A 20,569-nucleotide genomic window follows, 5' to 3' on the forward strand; every position below is an offset into this window, starting at 1 on the left:
CGGGTATTCAGGAGTGAGCCGATGCAAATCTCCTCCACGTGGTACTTTTCAGGAGTGGCACCCACCTGGCCGGCGCTGCCGACGCATCCTCCGGCAGGCTGCTGCTCACTTCAACCTGATGATGCACCAACTTACTTTCGACGATCATGAGCTTCTCGATAGACAGCATCGACCACATCGTTCTGAATGTAGCGGATGTGGAGGCCAGTGCTGAATGGTACGTCCGCGCACTGGGCATGCAGCGTATCGATTTCGATTCGCGCACCGGTGTGCGGGTCGCCGTTCATTTCGGCTCGCATAAGATCAATCTGCGGCCGAAAGATGCGGATACGGTGGCATGGTTTACCGGCGTCGCGCCAGTAGCCGGCAGCGCCGATCTGTGTTTCGTGACGCAGGCGAATCCAGAGACGGTCAAGGCGCATTGGCTGGCACACGGTATCGAAATCGAGGCCGGCCCGGTGGCACGATCCGGTGCGCGTGGTCCGATGACCTCGGTGTATTGCCGCGACCCGGATGGCAACCTGATTGAAGTAGCCACGTATCCGTGATCGCGCTCACTTGCGCCGGCGCAACTCCTGGCCTTTCTCGGTGATGATCGAATCGAAATCGTCGACCTGCGAGAACCGGACCGCTTTAACCGCGCCGAACTTGCTCGTATCGACCACCAGATGCCGCTCCACCGCACTCGCCATGGCCGCCTGCTTGAGCGCGACCTCATGAAAATTCCAGCAGGTGACGCCGCGTGCCGGATCTACTCCGCCTGCTGAAATGAACGCCTTGTTGATGCCCATGCGGCGCAGCATCTCGATGCTTTCTTCCCCGGCGAACGAATCCGATGACGGTACATACACGCCGCCCAGCAGGATCATCCGCACGTTGGGTTTGCGCCGTAAAATCTCCGCGACGTTCAGCGAGTAGCAGACCACGGTGACGTGCCGCTCGGCAGGAATCAGCCGCGCCAATGTGGTGAGGGTGGTGCCGCAGTCGATGAAGAGCGTTTCGTTGTCGGCGATCAGCTTCGCGGCGAACGCCGAGGCCTCAGCCTTGGCTTGCGCGAAGTGGTCCTTCTCCTGCTCCAGCGAATACCCGGCGGTGTTGGGTACGTCAGTCGCGCTGACGATGTAGCCGCCCAGATAAGTGAATTGCCCCGGACTTGCGGCGACGTCGCGGCGCACCGTCATTTCCGACACGCCGAGCAGTGCGGCGGCATCGCGCAGGCGCATCACGTTTTGTCTGCCCAGCGCGTCAGCGAGCGCGCGCAGGCGGTCAGTTTTCAGCATGGAAGTCCCGGGCCCTGACGCAATGGGTTCGTTATATTTTGTTCGGAATCGTGAAAGGATTATAACAAGACCGGACGCGCGCGGCGAGTAATCAGGAGTGTAATCGGACGCTTTTCGAAGGGAAAAATTCTCTGTATCAGGGCACGACGTGACGCGTTTTCGCTTGGAGAAGCGAGTCAATGCACATATTCTGACATGCACCTTCCGGGAACTGACAGCGCATCGCCCGGTCTTTTGCTTATCTGTTCACAGGAGCCCTTTCTCATGACGCGACCCGTCGATTCCGGCGTAATCCTCATTGCACGTCTTGCCCTTGCCGTTTTGTTCCTTTGGGGCGGCGTGATGAAACTGTTGGGTTACGCGGGTTTCGTGGGCTATCTGCATTCGAAGGGCGTACCGTTCGTGCAGATTGCTGCACCGCTTGCCACTGCGGTCGAGGCGCTCGGCGGCCTGTTTCTCGTGCTCGGCTTCAAGATTCGCCCGCTGGCGCTCATCATGGCGGTGTACACGGTCGCAACAGCCGTCCTCGGACACGATTTCTGGAATGTGACGGATGCCGTGGTGCAGCATGACATGGTGATTCACTTCTGGAAGAACATCGGCATTGCGGGTGGTTTCCTGCTGTTGTTCGTGACGGGTGCGGGCCGTATCAGTATCGACGGCGCCCGCGCGCCGCGTAGCGGTCTGGGGCGCTGAGGAATCGCGTTCCCAGCGCGAGAGCGTGAGCAAAGCGGCGTTTACTGGGCCCGGTACGGAGGTTGCTGCTGGGATAGCTGCATCAGGACCGTTTGCGCAGGGCATGTTCCATCCAACATGCCGTTCCGATTCAGGGTGTCTTCAAGGGAGTCGACAATGATTCAAAATTTTGAGCAAACGATCGGTGGCAACGTCATGCAGTTTTGCGCGAGCCTCGGCGAAGGGCCGACGCCGCATCGTGTGATCATCAGCCTCGCCGATTCCGCGAAAACGCTGGTGGTCCTCGACGCGTCCGGTTTGATCAGCACGATCAAGGCCGAGATTGAAGAACCGGCCAAGCTGATTGCCGATGCGATCGGCAAGGTGGAAAGCGAGGGCCTGATTGCGCGCGCGCTCGAATCCGGTGAGATTCAGGAGACCTCGCTGTAGCTGTAGGGCCATAGGCGGACGGTCCACTGCTGCCTGGTTCGCCGCGACGCACAACGCCCACGCTGGGCTCAGCGTGGGCGTTGTGCTTTCAGGGGATGGATCTGAATTGTGCGCTAGCGGTGCTAACCGCGATCAATAGCTCGCAGACGACGTCCCGATGATTCCTTGCGGCCATCGTTCTCCGGTTGCTGTGCATGCGGTTCCGGATGGACGAGACACCCGAGCACGAGGGCGGCGAGCAACAGACCCGTCGAGATCGCGGTAGCGACCTGCATGCCGAACACGATATGCGCCGCGCCCGCTCCGCTCACCAGCGCGCCGAACGCGGCGACACCCACAGCACCGCCTGCTTGCCGCGCGGTATTCAATACTGCTGACGCTGTGCCGGCACGCTGGCGTTCCACCGACGCCAGCACAGCGGTCGTCATGGCCGGTACCGCGAGGCCCATGCCCGACGGAATCAGCAGGAACGGCACCAGCAGCCCGATCAGCGGCGTCGTTGCGCCCACCAGGTGCAGCAGCCCATATCCGAGCGCAGCGGTCAGCGCACCGCAGATCATCGGCACACGCACGCCATAGCGCCCGACCACCCAGCCGCTAAGCACATTCGAAGCGAGGAATCCGCCGGTCAGCGGCAGGAACGCCAATCCAGCCTCGAGCGGCGTGTAGCCCCGCACGTGTTGCAGATACAGACTCAGCACGAACACCATGCCGTAGTACGTCAGATTCACGCAGATGCCGAACAGCACCGCAGCGCTGAAGGTGCGCTTGCGGAACAGCGAGAGCGGCAACATCGGGGTAGCCACGCGCGCTTCCACCGTCACAAACGCAATGACCGCGATCACGGCGAGGATGAAGCCGCCTGCGACCAGCGGATGGCTGAGGCCGAGCGGACGTCCTTCGATAACTGCGCCGGTAAATGCCGTTAGCGCGACGATCGCCAGTAATTGGCCGGGCAGGTCGACGCTGCGTGGCTGCGGGGCAGCCTGTGCGGTGGATTGTGCATTTCCTGGGACGGTTGTGTTCGGGATGGCGGTCGCATCCGGCCGCGGCACCCAGGCGAAGGTCGCGAACAGGCCGGCTGCGCAAATCGGCAGATTGACGAGAAAGATGCTGCGCCAGCCGAAGCCCGCGATCAGCAGACCGCCGATCACCGGTCCGGCCGCAATCGAAACAGCGCCTGCCGCGGTCCAAAGACCCACAGCGCGCGCCCGCAACTTTGGATCGTGTCCGCAGGCCTGGTTAAGCAGCGCGAGCGAGTTGGGCAGCATCGCGGCGGCGCCGATGCCCTGCAGCGCCCGCGCTGCCACGAGCATAGTGGCGTCGAACGCGAGCCCGCAGGCGAGCGACGCGAGGGCAAAGATCACGATGCCGACGGCATACATGCGGCGCGCGCCGAGCCGGTCGCCGAGCACGCCGGCGGACAGCATCAGGACCGAAAAAGCCAGCGCGTAGGCGTCGACGATCCATTGCAGGCCCGTGACGTCCGCGTGCAGATCGCCGCCGATTTTGGCGAGCGCGATGTTGACGATAGTCACGTCGAGCTGCGTGACGACGAACCCGACGCTGACCGTCGCGACAATGCGCGAGATAGCGGGGGTGAAGGGGGCGGTGGTCGTTTTCATAAGGCCCATCGTAAGCTTCAGCGGCAGCCGACGTTTCGGTGCGGCATGAAGTGTCGATGTATGGCGGAGAACACCGGCGTCAGAACGCGGGGCTCATCTGTCGGACGATGCCGATCATTGGGTAAATTAGGATTGCTCCTATGGGCTGGCGGCCGGGCGACTAACAGAATCGCGTCCGATCCAACAGTTAAGAGTTTTTCTCATGCGTATTGCCATCCTTCAGCGCGACCCCCTGCAGAGTCAGTCGATCGAACAGATCCTGCAGCAGGCGGGGCACACCTGCGCGACCTTTGACGACGGTCTGAGCATGTCGAAGGCCCTCGCACGTTCGACCGTCGACCTGCTCGTGCTGGACTGGAACGGCATGCGTCTATCGGGTATCGACGTGCTGAAATCGGTGCGCGCCGTAGGCGGCGACCGGATGCCGGTGGTATTCGCTTCGCACGACCGCTCGGAGGCCGCCGCGGTGCGCGCCTTCGCGGCGGGTGCGGACGACTATGTGCCGTTGCCGGTGCGCCCGGCGGAATTCCGCGAGCGCATCGCGGCGCTGCTGCGGCGCGCCTACCCGGACCGCCTTAGCGTGGCGACGTTCGACGCCGGCCCGTATCACTTCGACGCGCATCGCCAGCTGGTGACGTTGCGGGGGGTGCCCGTGCAGCTGTCCGGCACGCAGTATCGTCTGGCGTCGCTGTTCTTCGCCAACATCGGCCGCGTGCTGTCGCGCGACCATATCTTCGCGATGGTGTGGGGCCGCGAATTCCGCGAGTTCACGCGGACCATCGACAGCCACGTGTCGCGTTTGCGTCTGCTGCTCGAGATCGATCAGGACAACGGCTTTCGTCTGCAACCGGTCTACAAGAGCGGCTACCGGTTGCTAAGCCTGCATCAGGCCGAAGCCGAGATCGAGAAAGCCGCGGCCTGATCTGCTCAGAGCGACGGCAGCGTGGGCCGCGTTTCGAGCGAGTGGCGAACCAGCGCTTCGACCGCCTTGCGTTCGTCGCCTGCAAGCGGCAGACGCGGCGGGCGCACATGCTCCGTGCCGAGTCCCACCATCGCTTCGGCGAGCTTGATGTTCTGCACCAGCTTCGGCGAGACATCGAGCGCGAGCAGCGGCGCAAACCAGCGGTAGATCGCGCGGGCTTCTTCAACGCGGCCTGCCTTGATCAGCTTGTAAATCGCGACCGTCTCATGCGGAAACGCGCATACGAGACCCGCCACCCAGCCGTGACCGCCCATCAGGGTGGCTTCCATGGCGAGGTTGTCCACGCCGCACAGAATCGCGTAGCGATCGCCCACCGCGTTGATCAGGTCCGTGACCCGGCGCACGTCGCCGCACGATTCCTTGATGGCGACGATCTTCTTCTCGTCGGCGAGTTCGGCGAACATCTCAGGCGTGGTGTCGACGCCATACGCGAGCGGGTTGTTGTAAATCATCAGCGGCAACGCGCTGGCTTTTGCGACGCTACGGAAGTGGTGCAGCGTCTCGCGCCGGTCCGACAGATAGCGCAGACCCGGCAGCACCATATAACCAGCCGCGCCATGTTTCGTGCCGGCTTCGGCCTGGCGGCAGGCGTCGAGCGTGCTGTTTTCGGCGATTGTCAGGAGTACCGGCACGCGGCCCCGCGAGGCGTCCACGGCGATATCGAGCACTTCGAGCTTTTCGTCCAGCGACAGGGTCGAGGCTTCGCCGAGCGAGCCGCACACGATGATGCCATCCACACCGGCCTCGATCTGCGCTTCGATATTCTTTGCCGTCCACGCACGGTCTATGCTGAAATCCGCGTGAAATTTGGTGGTGACTGCGGGTAATACACCTTCCCAGATGTGCGCCACGACGTCTCTCCTGAATGTGATGAGTTGACCGCAGTGTAAGCAGGGAAAAAGCCGCCGTCTTGCGCGATTCGCGCGTCTTCGATGACGATTTCAGCACAAGCGGTATGCGGGAATCGCTCGGCCGGGCCGCTGAATGCCCCGTGGCTATGCTGTCTTACGGGGATCTGGGCGTACCGCGTCGGGACCGCGCGAGGGAGGCTTCCCGGCATACGGAGCCAACGCTGTGCGGAAGCGTTCGGGCTCGCGGAATGGAAGTCAGGGGCGACCGTCGCCAAGGCGGACGAGCCACGCCGACCACTATGCTGAAATCGTCACAATCCGCGCATAATGACACCAAGACTGGCCGTGCCGGCATTTCTAAGATTGCAGCATGAAAACCTTGAACGTGATTGATTCGCACACCGGCGGTGAACCGACCCGCCTGGTTGTGTCCGGTGGCCCGGATCTCGGTAACGGAACGCTGGCCGAGCGGCTCGACGTGTTTCGCACGCGTTTCGACGACTGGCGCGCCGGCATCGTCACGGAACCGCGCGGCTCGGACGTCGTCGTCGGCGCGCTGCTGTGCGAGCCGGATGCCGCCGATTGCACGGCCGGCGTAATCTTCTTCAATAACGTCGGCTACCTCGGCATGTGCGGACACGGCACGATCGGACTCGTCGTGTCGCTGGCGCATATGGGCCGCATCGGCGCGGGGCAGCACCGCATCGAGACGCCGGTCGGCATCGTCGAGGCCACGCTCAATGGCGATGGCAGCGTCGCGGTGCGCAACGTGCCGTCTTATCGTTACCGTCAGGCGGTGAGCGTCGACGTGCCCGGTCACGGCGTGTTGACCGGCGATATCGCGTGGGGCGGCAACTGGTTTTTCCTCATCGCCGAGCATGGTCATACGCTCGAGGCGCGCCATATTCCCGAGTTGACGGCATTCAGTTCGGCAATCCGCGACGCGCTGATCGCCCAGCACATCACGGGTGCGGACGGCGCCCTGATCGACCATATCGAACTGTTCGGACCCGGCTCGCGCGACGGTCTCGACAGCCGCAGCTTCGTGCTGTGTCCGGGCAACGCTTACGACCGCTCGCCGTGCGGCACCGGCACGAGCGCCAAAGTGGCCTGCCTCGCCGCTGACGGCAAGCTCGCCGAGGGAGCGGTGTGGCGTCAGGAAAGCATTATCGGCAGCGTCTTCGAAGCGACGTATCAAGGGAGCGGCGACGGCAAGACGGTGGTGCCGACCATCACGGGACATGCGCACATCATGGCGGAAGGGCGTCTGTGTTTCGATGAACGCGATCCGTTTGCCTGGGGTCTGCGCGCGGCATGACGGCGGATGCGCTCATCGTCGGTGCGGGGATTATCGGCGCGGCATGCGCGGCGGAACTCGCCGCGCGCGGCATGCAGGTCGAGGTGCTCGATACGCATGGCATCGGTGGTGGCGCAACGGCTGCCGGGATGGGCCACATTGTCGTGATGAACGACTCCCCCGCGGAATTTGCTTTAAGCGCGTATTCGCGCGACTTGTGGCTCGAACTTGCGCCGCAACTGCGAACACGTGACGCGTTTTCGCGCTGCGGCACGCTGTGGGTCGCGACCGACGACGAGGAATGGCAAGCCGCGCGCGCGATGCACGATACGTTTGTGGCACAAGGCGTCGCCGCACAACTGCTTGACAGCGCCGCGTTGCGTGCCTGCGAACCGGCGCTCGCACCTGGCATGGCGGGCGGCCTGCGGATCGAACACGACAGCATCGTCTACGCGCCGACCGCGGCCGAGTGGTTGCTCACGCAATCACCGGCGGCGGCGAATATTCGCGTGACGCTGGCAATGGAGGTGGCAGCCGTCGACGCGCATGGCGCGACCCTCGCGAACGGCGAACGCAAGCAGGCGGCCTATGTGATCGTGGCTAACGGCACGGGCGCGCAGAAGCTGGTGCCGTCGCTGCCGCTGCAGCCGAAGAAGGGTCATCTGCTGATCACGGACCGCTACCCCGGTTTGATCCGGCATCAACTGCTCGAACTCGGATACATCAAAAGCGCCCATCACGCGGTGGGCACCTCCGTGGCGTTCAACGCGCAACCGCGGCCGACGGGCCAACTGCTGATCGGCTCGTCGCGCCAGTTCGACACGACCGATCCCGCTGTCGAAATGCCCGTGCTCGCGCAGATGTTGCAGCGCGCGGCGCGTTATCTGCCGACGTTGCCATCGCTCAACGGGATTCGTGCGTGGACGGGGTTTCGGGCCGCGACGCCGGATGGCTTGCCGTTGATCGGCCGCATGGGGCGGATGAGCCGGATGAGCGATGCAGCAGCAGATCTATGGGTGGCGGTGGGGCACGAAGGTCTTGGCGTCACCACATCTCTCGCGACGGCGAAACTGCTTGCATCGCAGATCACGGGAGACGCCACGCCGATCCCATGTGAGCCGTATTTGCCGCAACGTTTCGCGCAGAGCGTGTGTCATGTCTAGCCGGGGCATCAAAGCGCGCATTCGCGTGACGATCGACTCCCGCACGATCGAGGTCGAAGCCGGAACGACGGTCGTGGCGGCGCTCGCGATTGCAGGCCTGCGTGGCACGCGCACTTCGGTGGCTGGCCAGCCTCGTGCTGCCTTGTGCGGCATGGGCGTATGCCAGGAATGCCGCGTCACCATCGACGGCCGCGCGCATGTGCTCGCGTGCCAGACGCTTTGTCGCGACGGCCAGATCATTCACACGACGGGGCCTTTGTGAGCGTGGATCAACACTACGACGTCGTCGTCGCGGGCGCCGGTCCGGCCGGGCTGAACGCGGCGCGAGCCGCAGCGCAGAAGGGCGCACGCGTGGCGGTGTTCGACGACAATCCGTGCGTCGGCGGTCAGGTCTGGCGGCAAGGGCCTGGCCACGCCCCGCAGGCGCCATTGAGCGAAGTCGACGCGGCCTTGCGCAAGCATTCGAACGTCACCGTGTGGTCATCCGCGCGTGTCGTTGTTCCGTTGGGGCCACGTGCGCTGCTGCTCGAAACGGCTGGGCACGGTGGCGTATGCATCAGCTACGACCAACTGATCCTCGCGACCGGTGCGCGTGAGCGGCTGCTGCCGTTCGCCGGCTGGACGCTGCCAGGCGTGACCGGCGCGGGCGCGTTGCAGGCGTTGATCAAAGGCGGCACGCCGGTACGCGGCGAGCGCGTCGTGATCGCCGGCAGCGGCCCATTGCTGCTCGCCGCGCTCGCCACCGCTCGCGCGGCGGGCGCCCACGTGGTGGCGGTGGTCGAACAGGCACCGGCGCTTGCGCTGGCGCGCTTCGTCGCCTCGCTCGCGGCCACGCCTTCGAAGTTGCTGCAGGCCGCGCAGCTCACGCGTGGAGGAGCAGGGCTGCCCTATTGGACCAGCAGCGTAGTGCGCGAAGCGCGCGGCGCAGGACGAGTGGAGCAGGCGACGATCGTGCGCGGCACCCGCGAAGTCACGCTCGCCTGCGACCGCATTGCATGCGGCTATGGTCTGGTGCCAAACGTGACGCTCGCCCAGGCGCTCGGTTGTGCGCTCGATGAACACGGCGCGATTCGCGTCGACGACATGCAGCGCACCTCGGTGGAGGGCGTCCTCGCTGCGGGCGAATGCACGGGGATTGGCGGCATGGAACTGGCGCGGGTCGAAGGCGCGCTGGCAGGATGCATTGCGAGCGGCGATGCCACGCTGGACCTGCGCGCACTGCGCACGCAACGCCAGCGTTGGCAACGTTTCGCGCAGCGTGTTGAGACCGCTTTCGCCTTGGGCGACGCAGCCCGCGCGCTCCCTGCTGACGAGACCATACTCTGCCGCTGTGAAGACGTGACGCTCGGCGAAGTGCGCCTGCATCGCGACTGGCGCGACGCCAAGCTGCACACGCGCTGTGGAATGGGCGCGTGTCAGGGGCGTATCTGCGGCACGGCCGCCAGCACGTATTTCGGCTGGCAGACAGCGCAGCCGCGTCCACCGTTTCACCCGGCGCAGATCGGCACGCTCATCAAGGCCGCCGATTGCGTCGCATCGCCCTCGTCGAGCCCCTGATTTTTTCGCCCCATCGCGCGGACCTATAATCGAGCGCACAAGATCACGCACCGGATGCACGGGATACGCAAGATGAACACGCTGGCTCACCCGCTCGACCCGCCCGACGCCACGTTGACCGGCATGCTCTCGCATTTCACGCTGCTCGAGCCGGTCTTCGATGCGATGCCGGACGTCGTGTTTTTCGTCAAGGATGCCCAGGCGCGCTATGCGCTGGTGAACCGCACGCTGGCTTCGCGCTGCGGCTACAAGGACAAGGCGGCGCTGCTCGGCAGGACCGCCGAGGACGTCTTCCCGCGCCGCTTCGGGCGCATCTACACGGCGCAGGACATCGCGATCATCAATGTCGGCAACCAGATGGTCGATCAGCTGGAACTGCATCTGTACCCCGGACGGCAACCCGGCTGGTGCCTGACCTGCAAGCAGCCGTTGCGCGATCCGGCGGGGCAGGTGGTGGGGCTCGCGGGCATTTCGCGCGATCTGAAAGCGGACGAGGGCAGTCATCCCGCGTACAGCCGGCTCGCCGCGGTCGTGCAGTACATTCAGGACAATTACGTGCAGCCGCTGAACCTGAAGCAGCTCGCGGCCATGGCGGATATGTCGGTAGCGCAGCTTGAACGCTACTTTCACAAGGTCTTTCATCTGACGCCGCGCCAGGTGCTGCTGAAAACGCGGCTGGATGCGGCCACTGCGCTCCTGGTGTCGCACGACAAGGTCACGGATGTGGCCGCCCTGTGCGGCTATACCGATCACAGCGCGTTCACGCGGCAGTTCAAGGCGACCGTCGGCATTACACCGACCGAGTACCGCATGCTGCTGCACGGGACCACCTCTAGCTGAGCGTTCGCGTCGCAATGGCCCGTCGCCGTCCGAGTCATCACTATTACGTCTACGTGGTCGTACTGGAAGACACCGTCTGGAACGAGGCGCGCTTTCGCCGTGCGAATCCGGACTACCGGTTCGACAAGCCTTGCGTGTATGTGGGAATGACGGGGCTGGACCCGGACCTGCGCTTCGACCGGCACAAGGCGGATATCCAGGCGAATCGCTATGTGCGCGATTACGGCCTGCGGCTACTGCCGGAGCTGTATGAAGTATTCAATCCGATGCCCTACGACGGCGCGCGCGACATGGAAGTGGAACTGGCGATCGGCCTGCGTGAAGCGGGCTACGCGGTATGGCAGGCGTGAAAACTGCCAATAGTCAAACGAATGGCACGACGAGTAACGGAAACGTTACCGGCTCTGTTGCGCAGGCAGACAATCCACCAAATTAACGGATGCCGAGTCCACGCAAGACTGCATTGCCTTCCGGCGTCAGACGAATGTGCGGTGCACCGGCTTCGGTAGCGACCGTTTCGACGAGCCCCGCTTCATGCAGCATCGGAATCTCGGGTTTCGCGGACGCATCGATCGGCGCATGCAGCAACAGCAACAGCGTAGCGAGTTCATGGTGACTCAACAGGCGGCGCAGCATGGTCCGCTTGGCCGGCACCGCCGGGTCGCTTACGTCGCGATTTGTTTTGTTCAGGTTCAAGATATCCACCTCCAGCTTTTCATTGTCCGGTGGATCATGGGGCCCAAGTCTTAAACGATTCTTAAGACTCGAGCCTCATTCGGTAGGAATGTGTTGCATTCGATGTCGCGTCGATTACCGGCACTTACGTCACAGGAATGTCACGGAGCGCAGGTTTTGCTCGCGCCTTCGATCCACAGGTTGCTGGCGTGACGTTTGCCCGCGTAAAAGCGGTAGGTGGTAGCGCCGTTGTCGGCGCGGATCTTGACGACGTTCGAGTCGCCGAAATCGAGCATTTGCCCTTCCGGCAGCGGCGTGGTCTTGAACGTCGCGTTGTGTTTGGCGGCTTCCTGCGTCATGCACGCCACCACGTCGCTTACGGGGCGCTGCGTGTTGCCGTCGATCACGGGCTCGCCCGAATCCGGATTCTGGAAATAGGCACATGCGCTGAGCAGCAGGGGAACGGACAGGACTACGGCAAACTTCTTCATAGGTCTCCAGGGGTATCGGTCCTCGCGGCCTGCGGGGCGGCGCCGGACGGGCGTCGGCCGCGGATAGCGCGCCGCGTCAGGTGGCGGATGGCGGATCAAACGCCATTATATCGGCGCAAAAAGCGTGCCCCTTGGAAGACGCGGACGCCGCGGGAACCTTGCGAAACCCTGAACGCATGTAACGCCTAAGTAAAGCATCCGTAAAACGCGTTCAAGCTCACGCATGGCCGACCCCGCGCGCGCCACAAACCTGCCCAGCCGTTTTTTAAAAGAGGATCGCGATACCGAACATGCCGACGAACTGCGCGTTTGTCGATGACGGCGTCGAGTTCTGCGAGTCACCGACCGCCGGCGTCGCCTCGACGATGTTGCCCGCTCCCTTCGAACCGAGCGTCTCGCCGCTAGCTCGCTGATAGGCCTGCACTGCGTACAGCGAGGTGCGCTTCGACAGGTGATAAGTCTGCTTGAGCGAATACTGCTGATAGCGCGCGGCGCTGGTGATGCCGTTGGCTTGCGATGCCAGCGTGTACGAGAATGCGCCGGCCACGTCGAAGTCCGGTGCGAAGCGGTAGGTGGCCAGTGCAGCGTAGGTATTGAAGATCGCGGTGTCGTGGAAAATGGAACGGCCGCCTGCTACGTATTGCACGTTGGTGTACGTGAGACCCATCATCAGGTTGCCGATCGTATAGTCGGCTGCCGCTGCGATGTGCTGAAGCGCCTTCGCCGAAACGTAACCGGTGTTGAGCGACGAGGTGCCGAAACTGCCTGTCGAAGCCGCATCGAAGCCGGTGGTCTCTTGCGCGTTGTCCATGCGCAGATAGCCCGCGGCGAGATTGACTGGGCCGGTGGTGTAGCGCACGCCGGCGCTGATCGTCTCGCCTTTGCCGGTGCTGCCGGCGATACCGCCCAGGGCGTACATGCCGCTCGCTTGCAGGCCGTTCCAGTTCGGTGTGGTGTAGATCAGCGAATTGTTGATGCGGATCGTCGTGTCGAGTCCGTCGATATCGCCCGGATGTGCGCCAGTCGCGCCGGTCAGCCAGTTGGAAGAAGCGAGCGGTCCCACGAACTGGTAATACGTCGTATATTGCCGACCCACGGTGAACGTGCCGTACATCGGGTTTTGCATGCCGATATACGCCTGGCGGTTGAAGATCTGCGTGGACGACGACAGCGCACCGGTATTCGGATCGAAACCGTTCTGCAGATCGAAGACGACGGTGGTGCCGCCGCCAATGTCCTCGACACCGCGCAGACCCCATTTCGACGCATACAGGTTGCCCTGGCGCAGATAGACGTTCGACGCGCCCTTCTGGTTGTTGGCATAGACAATTGCGTCGTCCACTGCGCCGTACAGCGTGACGCTGCTTTGCGCGAAAGCCGGACTGGCGAGGAGGGTTGCGCTGGCCGTAAAGGCGAGTTTGGTGAGTGTGCTACGGGACTGCTTCATCGACTGTGTCTCCTTCGTTGTGAGAAAAGATCGCCAAGGTAAAGCGTTGATTTTTTGTACGTGGCCTGTCGCGGCCCGTAACTTACCGAACACTGCTTCGGTGCTCGGGTACATCTTTCTAAAATGCCAGGGTCTGGTTGAAGGCCCCCCGGGGCGCCGCCTGGTGGAGCGCCTGGTTGATCTACTGCTTGCGGTGCTGTGCCTGTGCAGCCAGACGGACCGCGGCGTTCCCAGCGCCGTAGCCGTCGTAGCCGCCGCGTCGTTCGACGATTTCGAGGAAGAAGCGTTGATCGAGTTGTGCGGTGTAGGCGTGGAAGAACTCGCCGCCGCGTTCGTCGCGGTCGTAGAGAATGTTGCGGGCGCGCAGGGCTTCGATCGTCTCGTCCGGCAGCGCGTAGCGAGCGGCGAGATCGTCGTAGTAGTTGCGCGGGATTCGCAGGATCGGCAGACCGGCTTCGACGAATCGAGGAATCGCCGAGAAGATGTCGCCTGTGCGGAACGCCACGTGATTCAGGCCGGAGCCGCGATAGGCGTGCAACGCCTCTGCCACCGCCGTGTGCCGATCCACTGAAGCGTTCAGCGCGATGCGCACCGAGCCGTCGCGGCTGCGTAACGCCCGGCTGCGCACGAGGCCGTACGGATCGGGCACCAGCCAGCTCGGCTCCGCCTCGAAGCCGAAGGCCGTGCGGAAGAACAGCACCCACGTATCGAGCGAGTCCGCGGGCAGCGACAGTACGACGTGGTCGATGTTCGTCAGAAGCGCAGGTTCGGCAATATTGCCGCTTTTGTTCAACAGGAAATCGGCTTCGAACAGGGTGGGTTCGTCGGGCGTTTCGTCGACGAAGTAGTTGAGGCTGCCATCCGGCGCGCGCACGGCGGGCAGCACGCGTTCGTTCGGTCCGACCTGGCCCGAGAACGGCGCATAACCAAACCCGGCCGCGCGTTCGAACGCGAGTCTCGCGTCATCGACGCGCAGCGCCGACGCGCACAACGACAGTCCGTGTTGCTGAAAGAACGCGCTGGCGAACGAATCGGCCTCGGCGTTCAGCACGATCGAAGCGGCGCCGTGCTGATACAACGTGACGTCCTTGGAGCGATGCCGTCCGGCATTGCGGAAACCGAGTTTGCCGAGCCAGTCGGCGAGATGCGTGCGTGCCGCGTCGTCCACTGCGAATTCGAGGAACTGAAAGCCGATGTGAGCAGGGGCAGGAGACGGTTGATAGAGCTGTTCGGTCCGCTGCTTGCTGTGGCCCTGCTGATCAAGCTTCGCACGCGTCTGCTCCTCGAGAAACAGCAACGAACGATGCCCGTCCGCTGCGGTCGCTGCCGTAGGTGCTGCGCGAAATCCATCGTTGAAAATCTCGAGCGAAAGCGGCCCCTGGTAGCCGGTTTCGACCACACGCGCAGTAAACCCCGCAACATCAAAATCGCCCTGGCCAGGAAAGCAGCGGTAGTGGCGGCTCCATTCGAGCACATCCATCGCCAGCCTGGGCGCATCGGCGATCTGCATGAAGGTGATGCGCTCGCCTGGAATGGCCGCAATCTCGTCCACCGGATCGTCGATCGACAGCGTATGGAAGCTGTCGAGCACGATGCCGAGATTCGGATGACCGACGGCATCCACGAGCCGCCACGCATGCCGGTACGAATTCACATGACGCCCCCAGGCGAGCGCCTCGTAACCGGCAATCACATCCGCCTGCTGCGCCGCCAGCGCGAGCGCGCCCAGCTGATCGACGATCAGCGCGTCGTCGCGCAGCGTATCCGCCTGCACATTGCTGCAGACCAGAATGCGGTCGGTGCCCAGTTCATGCATCAGATCGAACTTGCGCTTCACACGATCGAGATTGCGCGCGAGCCGCTCGGCGCTCACGCCCTCGAAATCGCGAAACGGCTGGAACAGCATGATTTTCAGACCGAGATCGGCGGCGATGCGGCGCACGTCGGCGGGCGAGCCGTCGAAATAGAGCAGGTCGTTCTCGAAGATCTCGACGCCGTCGAAGCCCGCCGCCTGAATCGCGGTCAGCTTCTCTACCAGTGTTCCACTAATCGAAACGGTGGCGATCGAAGTTTGCATCAACGGCTCCTGCAAGCGAGAAATGGACCAATCCGTTACCTATGAGTATCGACTCAAGGGGTGCTATCCGCCACATTAGCTGGATTTTTCGTGATTCTATACAAACTAACTAGATCGTACAAATTCGTATAAACCCCAGAAGACCAAACTGTCGATCGGGCGCACACTAGCGCCATGATGGGGAAAAGCGGCCGCGCGCCGGCCGCCTGACCTGTGCACTGATCTTATGGAGTGGCTGCAATGAGTTTCGCCTCGGTACTGGTCCTGAACGGACCGAATCTCAATCTGCTTGGCACGCGTGAACCGGCCATTTACGGCTCCGAAACGCTCGAAGACGTGGGGCGCATGTGCCGCGACGCAGCACAGCGGCTCGATCTGGCGCTCGACTTCTGCCAGTCGAACGCGGAGCATCAACTGATCGACTGGCTGCACGCGGCCCGTACCAAGGTGGACGGCGTGATCATCAATCCTGCGGCCTATACGCATACGTCCGTGGCACTAGCCGATGCACTGACCGCGATCGACAAGCCGGTGATCGAAGTGCACATTTCGAATGTGCATCGCCGCGAGGCGTTCCGGCACCACTCGTATGTGTCGCCGATTGCCGAGGCGGTGATCATCGGCTGCGGCACGCAGGGCTACGTGCTGGCACTGGAACGGATGGCGGTGATTCTGAAGGCGAGGACTGCAAAATGACGATGTCGGCTAGCAACAAATCGTATCTGGTCGGGCTGATCGGCTCCGGCATCGGCGGTTCGCTGACACCGGCGATGCATGAGGAAGAGGGTAGCCAGCTCGGTCTGCGTTACGTGTATCGCCGTATCGATCTGGAAGCGCTGAAGGTCGACGTCTCCGCGTTGCCCGACATTCTCGTCGCGGCCGAGCGGATGGGTTTCAACGGCCTGAACGTCACGTACCCATGCAAGCAGCAGATCATTCCTCTGCTGGACGAACTATCTCCTGACGCTCATGCGTTAGGCGCCGTCAACACAGTACTGCTGAAGGACGGCAAGCGTATCGGCCACAACACCGACTGGTCCGGTTTTGCCCGGGCCTTCGAGCGAGGTTTGCCGGACGTGTCGCTCGAACGCGTCGTGCAACTGGGCGCAGGCGGCGCGGGTGCGGCCGTCGCCCATGCGGCATTGCAGATGGGTGCGCAGGCGCTGACGCTGTTCGATGTGGACGCATCCCGCGCGCACATCCTCGCCGATGAATTGCAGGCGCGCTTCCCCGCTTCGATCGTGCGTGCAGGCGACTCGCTTGCGGATGCGCTCGCCCACGCCAACGGCCTGATTCACGCGACGCCGACCGGCATGGCCAAGTTGCCCGGCATGCCGCTGCCGGCTGAGTTGCTGCACAGCGGCTTGTGGGTTGCCGATATCGTCTATTTCCCGATTCGTACAGCACTGTTGCAGGCGGCCGAAGCAGCGGGTTGCCGCACGCTGTCCGGTGGCGGCATGGCGGTCTATCAAGCGGTCGACGCCTTCCGCATCTTTACCGGACTGGAGCCGGATGCCGAGCGGATGTTCGCTCACTTCCAGACGCTGTTGCCGCGCGAGTAGACAGCGGCCGGCCGTGCCGCAAATCTAACGAGACATGAAGGAGACAAAGATGCCGCATCCGCTTCATTCCGCCCATTCCGATCTTCCGGAGCCGGGCCCGCAGACCGCTAACGCCGCCGTGGCCGGCGCGCGCCGTACAAAGGTGCGCTACCGCATCCTCGCGCTGCTAGCGATCGGTACGATGATCAACTATCTCGACCGTACCGTGCTCGGCATCGCGGCGCCGCAGCTGACGAAGGAACTGGGCATCAATGCAGCGTTGATGGGCCTGATGTTTTCGGTTTTCTCGTGGAGCTACGTGGCGTCGCAGATTCCGGGTGGACTGTTTCTCGACCGCTTCGGCAGCAAGGTCACGTACTTTCTGTCGATGACGTTCTGGTCCCTGTGCACGCTCGCCCAGGGACTGGTGCACGGCATTGCGCCGCTGTTTGCATTCCGGCTTGGATTGGGGGTCGCAGAGTCGCCGTGCTTTCCGACCAACAGCCGCGTCGTGGCGACGTGGTTTCCGCAAAGCGAGCGGGCGATGGCGACGGGCACCTACACCGTCGGCGAATATATCGGCCTCGCGTTCTTCAGCCCATTCCTGTTCGCGCTGATGGGTGCGTTCGGCTGGCGCTCGCTGTTCTACGTGGTGGGTGCCGTAGGCCTGGTGTTTGGTCTCGTCTGGTGGTTCTGCTACCGCGAACCGCGCGATCATCCGGCGGCCAACGCGGCGGAACTCGATTACATCGAAGCAGGCGGCGGGCTTATCCATCGCAAGAACAACACGGGCGAAGCAAAGCCGAAGTCGGGCGGCTTCGAGTGGCGCACCATTGGACAACTGCTCAAGCATCGCCAGCTCACCGGCATCTGTCTCGGCCAGTTCGCCGGCAATTCGACGCTGGTGTTCTTCCTCACGTGGTTCCCGACCTATCTGGCCACCGAGCGTCATATGGCCTGGCTCAAGATCGGCTTCTTCGCGATCATGCCGTTTATTGCAGCGTCGATCGGCGTGATGTTCGGCGGCACGTTTTCGGACTGGCTGCTGCGGCGCGGCGTCTCGCCGAACGTGGCGCGCAAGCTGCCGATCATCGCCGGGCTGCTGCTTGCCTCGACGATCGTGCTGGCCAACTACGTCGAAAGCAACGTGACGGTGATCGTGATTCTGTCTGTGGCGTTCTTTGCGCAGGGGATGGCGGCGCTCGGCTGGACGCTCGTCTCGGACATCGCACCGGACGGCCTGCTCGGCGTGACGGGCGGCATCTTCAACTTTGCGGCGAATCTGGCTGGGATCATTACGCCGCTGGCGGTGGGGCTGATCGTGGCGTGGACCGGCTCGTTCGTCGGCGCGCTGGTGTTCATCGGCGCGATCGCGCTGATCGGCGCACTGTCGTACATCTTTATCGTCGGCGATATCAAGCGGATCGTGCTGACCGATTAAGCCAGCCAGCGCGCGCCTGTCCGGCCGCGCGCGTCAGTGTTGCGCTTCGTTGCGCACGAAGCGCAGCACGGCGTCGACCACCATGGCCCGGTGCCGCGTGCGCAGACGCGGATGCGACGGATCGCGGCCAAACGCGGTGCCGAACGTGTGGCGATTGCCGATCCGGTGAAAGCACAGCGAGCTGATCAGCAGGTGCAGATCGATCGCATCCACGTCGCTGCGAAACTGCCCGCTTGCGACGCCGCGCGCCAGCAGATCTTCGATGGTTTCGATCACGCTCGCGTTGCGATTTTTGAACGTCTTCAACTGCTCGACGTACTTGGCGCCGTGAATGTTCTCGATGGTAATGAGGCGCACGAAGTCGCGATGACGGTCGTGATAGTCGAAAGTAAATTCGACCAGCTTGCGCATCCCTTCCACGGGATCGAGTTCGCTGACGTGCAGATCCTGTTCGAGCGCACGAATGTCGCCGTACACCTTCTCCAGCACGGCCTGGTACAAGCCTTCCTTGCTCTCGAAGTAGTAGTACAGCATCCGCTTGGTGGTGTTGGTGCGCTCGGCGATGGCGTCCACGCGCGCGCCCGTCAGCCCCATGGCGGAAAACTCCTGGGTGGCGACTTCGAGGATGTTGCGTTTCGTCTCTTCGGGATCGTACTTGCGGCGGGCGTCGCTGCCCCGAGGTTCGGACGGGATGCCGCTCTGATCCGGCGCGGCGGCCTTGCTTCCCTTTTTCATTGTGTGCTTAAGCGGCGATGACGGCGCATTCTAGCATGGCGAAAATCGCCGCTTGTTGCTGCGTTTTACCGCTTGCGGCGGGTTTGCTGCTTGATGTCGGGCGCGGGGCGGAGGGTATCAGGAACGCGTCCGGCGGCGTGCCGCGAGAGCGTCGCGGGCTTGCATGGTGGTGTAGGTCAACTGCGCGGCGGCCAGCCCGAGCGTGCCGAACGTGGGCGTCAGTCCGAACGTGGCGAACGCTTCCGGGACTGCCCGCTCGCCGGCAATCGCCGCCGCCAGCAGTTCGCCTGAAACGGTAGTGGGAGCCATCCCGTGTCCGCCGAAGCCGACCGCGTACCAGACACCGTCGGCGCTCTGGCCAATCTGCGGCATCTTGTGCCGCGCGTAGCTCATCAGGCCGCCCCATGCATACTCGACCCGCACGTCGTGCAGTTGCGGATAGACCTTCAGCAGATCGGCCCGCAGCAGCCTGGCGATGGCCTCCGGCTCGCGGTTGCGCACGGAGATCCGGCCGCCCCAGAGGATGCGCGTGTCGGGCAGCGGGCGGTAGTAGTCGAAGGCGAAGCGCGTGTCGTAAATTGCCGCGGCGGTATTGATCGCCTCTTTCAGACGCTCGCCCAGCGGCTCTGTCGCCATGACGTAGGTGGCGATCGGCAGCACCGCGCGTTCGACCTGCCGGTAGACGTTGCGCGCGTAGCCGCCGCCTGCCATCACGACTTGCCGTGCCTCGACGGCGCCGCTGGCGGTTTCGACCAGATAGCCGCTGCCCTGCCGCTGCAGCCGTACGACTGCCGAGTGCTCGTAGATTTGCGCGCCCGCCGCGGCAACGGCAGCCGCGACGCCAAGGACGTACTTCAGAGGATGGAAGTGAAACGCGTTGCGCTCCAGCAGGCCGCCGTGATAGCGCCGCGTTTTCAGTTGCGTGGCGAGCGTGGCGGCGTCGACTGGCTCCCACTCGACAGCGAACGAGTCTTTCATCAGACGCCGCTGCGTCTCGAGGCGTGCCGGTTCGTCGAACCAGTTCGCGAGAATCACACCGGCGTGGGTGTCGTCGCATTCGATCCCGTAGCGCCTGATACGCTGCCGCATCAGATCGACCGCGTCGGTGGTGAGCGCGTAGAGCTCGCGAGCCCGTGCGGGTCCGAGGACGTTGAGCAGATCGGCGCAGTCGAGGCTGTAGCCGCCGAACACGAAACCGCCGTTGCGCCCGGACGCGCCGAACCCCACTTGCTGCGCTTCGAGCACGACCACGTCGCGCACGCCGCGCTCGACAAGTCCAAGCGCGGTCGACAAACCGGCGAGGCCGCCGCCGATAATGCATACGTCGGCGGCGCGCTTGCCGGACAGAGACGCCCGCTCGGGGCGAACCACGGTGGCTTCGTAAAAGCTTTGCATGAGAGGGAGAGAGCCGGCGCCTGCTTTTGTCTGGCAGGCGCCGGCAT

At 63.5% G+C, this 20,569-nt stretch carries 22 protein-coding genes; 13 read left to right on the top strand and 9 right to left on the bottom strand.

Going from position 1 to position 20,569, the window contains the following annotated elements:
• The first annotated feature begins 146 nt into the window (after positions 1–146).
• Positions 147–548, top strand: a complete 402-nt coding sequence (locus P3T24_RS01850) for a VOC family protein (RefSeq protein WP_074268974.1) — start codon at positions 147–149, stop codon at positions 546–548.
• A 6-nt stretch (positions 549–554) separates the two neighbouring features.
• Here P3T24_RS01850 and P3T24_RS01855 read toward each other — a convergent pair whose 3' ends face one another.
• A complete protein-coding gene (locus tag P3T24_RS01855; RefSeq protein ID WP_074268973.1) occupies positions 555–1,280 on the bottom strand; it encodes a DeoR/GlpR family DNA-binding transcription regulator in 726 nt (241 codons plus the stop codon).
• A 264-nt stretch (positions 1,281–1,544) separates the two neighbouring features.
• Here P3T24_RS01855 and P3T24_RS01860 point away from each other — a divergent pair, with 264 nt between their 5' ends.
• Positions 1,545–1,976, top strand: a complete 432-nt coding sequence (locus P3T24_RS01860; RefSeq protein ID WP_074268972.1) for a DoxX family protein — start codon at positions 1,545–1,547, stop codon at positions 1,974–1,976.
• A gap of 156 nt (positions 1,977–2,132) precedes the next feature.
• Positions 2,133–2,405, top strand: coding sequence for a hypothetical protein (locus tag P3T24_RS01865; RefSeq protein WP_429431889.1), 273 nt, complete (start codon positions 2,133–2,135; stop codon positions 2,403–2,405).
• A gap of 122 nt (positions 2,406–2,527) precedes the next feature.
• Here the strand turns inward: P3T24_RS01865 and P3T24_RS01870 are convergent, their stop codons facing one another.
• Positions 2,528–4,030 carry an MFS transporter gene (locus P3T24_RS01870; RefSeq protein WP_429431892.1) on the bottom strand — a complete coding sequence of 501 codons (1,503 nt, stop codon included), beginning with the start codon at positions 4,028–4,030 and terminating at the stop codon, positions 2,528–2,530.
• Positions 4,031–4,232: 202 nt separating this feature from the next.
• On the opposite strand from P3T24_RS01870, the gene P3T24_RS01875 reads away from it, so the two are divergent.
• On the top strand, positions 4,233–4,952 hold the full coding sequence (locus P3T24_RS01875) for a response regulator transcription factor (protein ID WP_074268969.1): 720 nt from the start codon (positions 4,233–4,235) through the stop codon (positions 4,950–4,952).
• A gap of 5 nt (positions 4,953–4,957) precedes the next feature.
• On the opposite strand, the gene P3T24_RS01880 is transcribed toward P3T24_RS01875, so the two are convergent.
• Positions 4,958–5,863 carry a dihydrodipicolinate synthase family protein gene (locus P3T24_RS01880; protein WP_429431895.1) on the bottom strand — a complete coding sequence of 302 codons (906 nt, stop codon included), beginning with the start codon at positions 5,861–5,863 and terminating at the stop codon, positions 4,958–4,960.
• A gap of 370 nt (positions 5,864–6,233) precedes the next feature.
• Here P3T24_RS01880 and P3T24_RS01885 point away from each other — a divergent pair, with 370 nt between their 5' ends.
• From P3T24_RS01885 to P3T24_RS01910, 6 genes are all read left to right on the top strand, one after another.
• On the top strand, positions 6,234–7,181 hold the full coding sequence (locus tag P3T24_RS01885) for a 4-hydroxyproline epimerase (RefSeq protein ID WP_429431898.1): 948 nt from the start codon (positions 6,234–6,236) through the stop codon (positions 7,179–7,181).
• On the top strand, positions 7,178–8,323 hold the full coding sequence (locus tag P3T24_RS01890; protein ID WP_429431900.1) for an NAD(P)/FAD-dependent oxidoreductase: 1,146 nt from the start codon (positions 7,178–7,180) through the stop codon (positions 8,321–8,323). The genes P3T24_RS01885 and P3T24_RS01890 overlap by 4 nt, the downstream gene beginning before the upstream one ends.
• A complete protein-coding gene (locus P3T24_RS01895; RefSeq protein ID WP_429408025.1) occupies positions 8,316–8,585 on the top strand; it encodes a (2Fe-2S)-binding protein in 270 nt (89 codons plus the stop codon). The genes P3T24_RS01890 and P3T24_RS01895 overlap by 8 nt, the downstream gene beginning before the upstream one ends.
• A gap of 2 nt (positions 8,586–8,587) precedes the next feature.
• Positions 8,588–9,880 (top strand): FAD-dependent oxidoreductase, encoded by a 1,293-nt coding sequence (locus P3T24_RS01900; RefSeq protein WP_429433216.1) that lies wholly within the window; start codon positions 8,588–8,590, stop codon positions 9,878–9,880.
• A 72-nt stretch (positions 9,881–9,952) separates the two neighbouring features.
• Positions 9,953–10,720 carry a helix-turn-helix domain-containing protein gene (locus P3T24_RS01905; RefSeq protein ID WP_429408023.1) on the top strand — a complete coding sequence of 256 codons (768 nt, stop codon included), beginning with the start codon at positions 9,953–9,955 and terminating at the stop codon, positions 10,718–10,720.
• 14 nt (positions 10,721–10,734) lie between these two features.
• Positions 10,735–11,070: a hypothetical protein gene (locus tag P3T24_RS01910; RefSeq protein WP_074268963.1), complete on the top strand. Its 336-nt coding sequence runs from the start codon at positions 10,735–10,737 to the stop codon at positions 11,068–11,070.
• Between the two features lie 82 nt (positions 11,071–11,152).
• Here the strand turns inward: P3T24_RS01910 and P3T24_RS01915 are convergent, their stop codons facing one another.
• The 4 genes from P3T24_RS01915 to P3T24_RS01930 all read right to left on the bottom strand — a co-directional run bounded on the left by P3T24_RS01915 (position 11,153) and on the right by P3T24_RS01930 (position 15,410).
• On the bottom strand, positions 11,153–11,356 hold the full coding sequence (locus tag P3T24_RS01915) for a hypothetical protein (protein ID WP_143787772.1): 204 nt from the start codon (positions 11,354–11,356) through the stop codon (positions 11,153–11,155).
• Between the two features lie 200 nt (positions 11,357–11,556).
• Positions 11,557–11,886, bottom strand: a complete 330-nt coding sequence (locus P3T24_RS01920) for a hypothetical protein (protein WP_074268962.1) — start codon at positions 11,884–11,886, stop codon at positions 11,557–11,559.
• A 265-nt stretch (positions 11,887–12,151) separates the two neighbouring features.
• A complete protein-coding gene (locus P3T24_RS01925; protein WP_429285883.1) occupies positions 12,152–13,333 on the bottom strand; it encodes a porin in 1,182 nt (393 codons plus the stop codon).
• Between the two features lie 181 nt (positions 13,334–13,514).
• Positions 13,515–15,410, bottom strand: coding sequence for a bifunctional sugar phosphate isomerase/epimerase/4-hydroxyphenylpyruvate dioxygenase family protein (locus P3T24_RS01930; protein ID WP_429431903.1), 1,896 nt, complete (start codon positions 15,408–15,410; stop codon positions 13,515–13,517).
• Positions 15,411–15,650: 240 nt separating this feature from the next.
• On the opposite strand from P3T24_RS01930, the gene aroQ reads away from it, so the two are divergent.
• The 3 genes from aroQ to P3T24_RS01945 are packed head-to-tail and all read left to right on the top strand — an operon-like array spanning position 15,651 to position 18,392.
• Positions 15,651–16,106 (top strand): type II 3-dehydroquinate dehydratase, encoded by a 456-nt coding sequence (gene aroQ / locus P3T24_RS01935; protein ID WP_429431906.1) that lies wholly within the window; start codon positions 15,651–15,653, stop codon positions 16,104–16,106.
• Positions 16,103–16,972 (top strand): shikimate dehydrogenase, encoded by an 870-nt coding sequence (locus P3T24_RS01940; protein ID WP_429431909.1) that lies wholly within the window; start codon positions 16,103–16,105, stop codon positions 16,970–16,972. The genes aroQ and P3T24_RS01940 overlap by 4 nt, the downstream gene beginning before the upstream one ends.
• A gap of 49 nt (positions 16,973–17,021) precedes the next feature.
• Positions 17,022–18,392 (top strand): MFS transporter, encoded by a 1,371-nt coding sequence (locus P3T24_RS01945; protein WP_429431912.1) that lies wholly within the window; start codon positions 17,022–17,024, stop codon positions 18,390–18,392.
• A gap of 33 nt (positions 18,393–18,425) precedes the next feature.
• Here P3T24_RS01945 and P3T24_RS01950 read toward each other — a convergent pair whose 3' ends face one another.
• Both P3T24_RS01950 and P3T24_RS01955 read right to left on the bottom strand, forming a co-directional pair.
• Positions 18,426–19,127 carry a TetR/AcrR family transcriptional regulator gene (locus P3T24_RS01950; RefSeq protein WP_429431915.1) on the bottom strand — a complete coding sequence of 234 codons (702 nt, stop codon included), beginning with the start codon at positions 19,125–19,127 and terminating at the stop codon, positions 18,426–18,428.
• Positions 19,128–19,244: 117 nt separating this feature from the next.
• Positions 19,245–20,522, bottom strand: a complete 1,278-nt coding sequence (locus P3T24_RS01955; protein ID WP_429431917.1) for an NAD(P)/FAD-dependent oxidoreductase — start codon at positions 20,520–20,522, stop codon at positions 19,245–19,247.
• Positions 20,523–20,569 lie beyond the last annotated feature (47 nt).

Origin of the sequence: Paraburkholderia sp. GAS33 (genome assembly GCF_050436645.1) — a bacterium.
Taxonomy (GTDB): Bacteria; Pseudomonadota; Gammaproteobacteria; order Burkholderiales; family Burkholderiaceae; genus Paraburkholderia; species Paraburkholderia phenazinium_B.

Bases quoted from the DNA above. Each gene is read 5' to 3' on its own strand.
- P3T24_RS01850 (WP_074268974.1), top strand. From the start codon at position 147: ATGAGCTTCTCGATAGACAGCATCGACCACATCGTTCTGAATGTAGCG.
- P3T24_RS01855 (WP_074268973.1), bottom strand. From the start codon at position 1,280: ATGCTGAAAACTGACCGCCTGCGCGCGCTCGCTGACGCGCTGGGCAGA.
- P3T24_RS01860 (WP_074268972.1), top strand. From the start codon at position 1,545: ATGACGCGACCCGTCGATTCCGGCGTAATCCTCATTGCACGTCTTGCC.
- P3T24_RS01865 (WP_429431889.1), top strand. From the start codon at position 2,133: ATGATTCAAAATTTTGAGCAAACGATCGGTGGCAACGTCATGCAGTTT.
- P3T24_RS01870 (WP_429431892.1), bottom strand. From the start codon at position 4,030: ATGAAAACGACCACCGCCCCCTTCACCCCCGCTATCTCGCGCATTGTC.
- P3T24_RS01875 (WP_074268969.1), top strand. From the start codon at position 4,233: ATGCGTATTGCCATCCTTCAGCGCGACCCCCTGCAGAGTCAGTCGATC.
- P3T24_RS01885 (WP_429431898.1), top strand. From the start codon at position 6,234: ATGAAAACCTTGAACGTGATTGATTCGCACACCGGCGGTGAACCGACC.
- P3T24_RS01890 (WP_429431900.1), top strand. From the start codon at position 7,178: ATGACGGCGGATGCGCTCATCGTCGGTGCGGGGATTATCGGCGCGGCA.
- P3T24_RS01895 (WP_429408025.1), top strand. From the start codon at position 8,316: ATGTCTAGCCGGGGCATCAAAGCGCGCATTCGCGTGACGATCGACTCC.
- P3T24_RS01905 (WP_429408023.1), top strand. From the start codon at position 9,953: ATGAACACGCTGGCTCACCCGCTCGACCCGCCCGACGCCACGTTGACC.
- P3T24_RS01910 (WP_074268963.1), top strand. From the start codon at position 10,735: ATGGCCCGTCGCCGTCCGAGTCATCACTATTACGTCTACGTGGTCGTA.
- P3T24_RS01915 (WP_143787772.1), bottom strand. From the start codon at position 11,356: ATGCTGCGCCGCCTGTTGAGTCACCATGAACTCGCTACGCTGTTGCTG.
- P3T24_RS01920 (WP_074268962.1), bottom strand. From the start codon at position 11,886: ATGAAGAAGTTTGCCGTAGTCCTGTCCGTTCCCCTGCTGCTCAGCGCA.
- P3T24_RS01925 (WP_429285883.1), bottom strand. From the start codon at position 13,333: ATGAAGCAGTCCCGTAGCACACTCACCAAACTCGCCTTTACGGCCAGC.
- P3T24_RS01930 (WP_429431903.1), bottom strand. From the start codon at position 15,410: ATGCAAACTTCGATCGCCACCGTTTCGATTAGTGGAACACTGGTAGAG.
- aroQ (WP_429431906.1), top strand. From the start codon at position 15,651: ATGAGTTTCGCCTCGGTACTGGTCCTGAACGGACCGAATCTCAATCTG.
- P3T24_RS01940 (WP_429431909.1), top strand. From the start codon at position 16,103: ATGACGATGTCGGCTAGCAACAAATCGTATCTGGTCGGGCTGATCGGC.
- P3T24_RS01945 (WP_429431912.1), top strand. From the start codon at position 17,022: ATGCCGCATCCGCTTCATTCCGCCCATTCCGATCTTCCGGAGCCGGGC.
- P3T24_RS01950 (WP_429431915.1), bottom strand. From the start codon at position 19,127: ATGAAAAAGGGAAGCAAGGCCGCCGCGCCGGATCAGAGCGGCATCCCG.
- P3T24_RS01955 (WP_429431917.1), bottom strand. From the start codon at position 20,522: ATGCAAAGCTTTTACGAAGCCACCGTGGTTCGCCCCGAGCGGGCGTCT.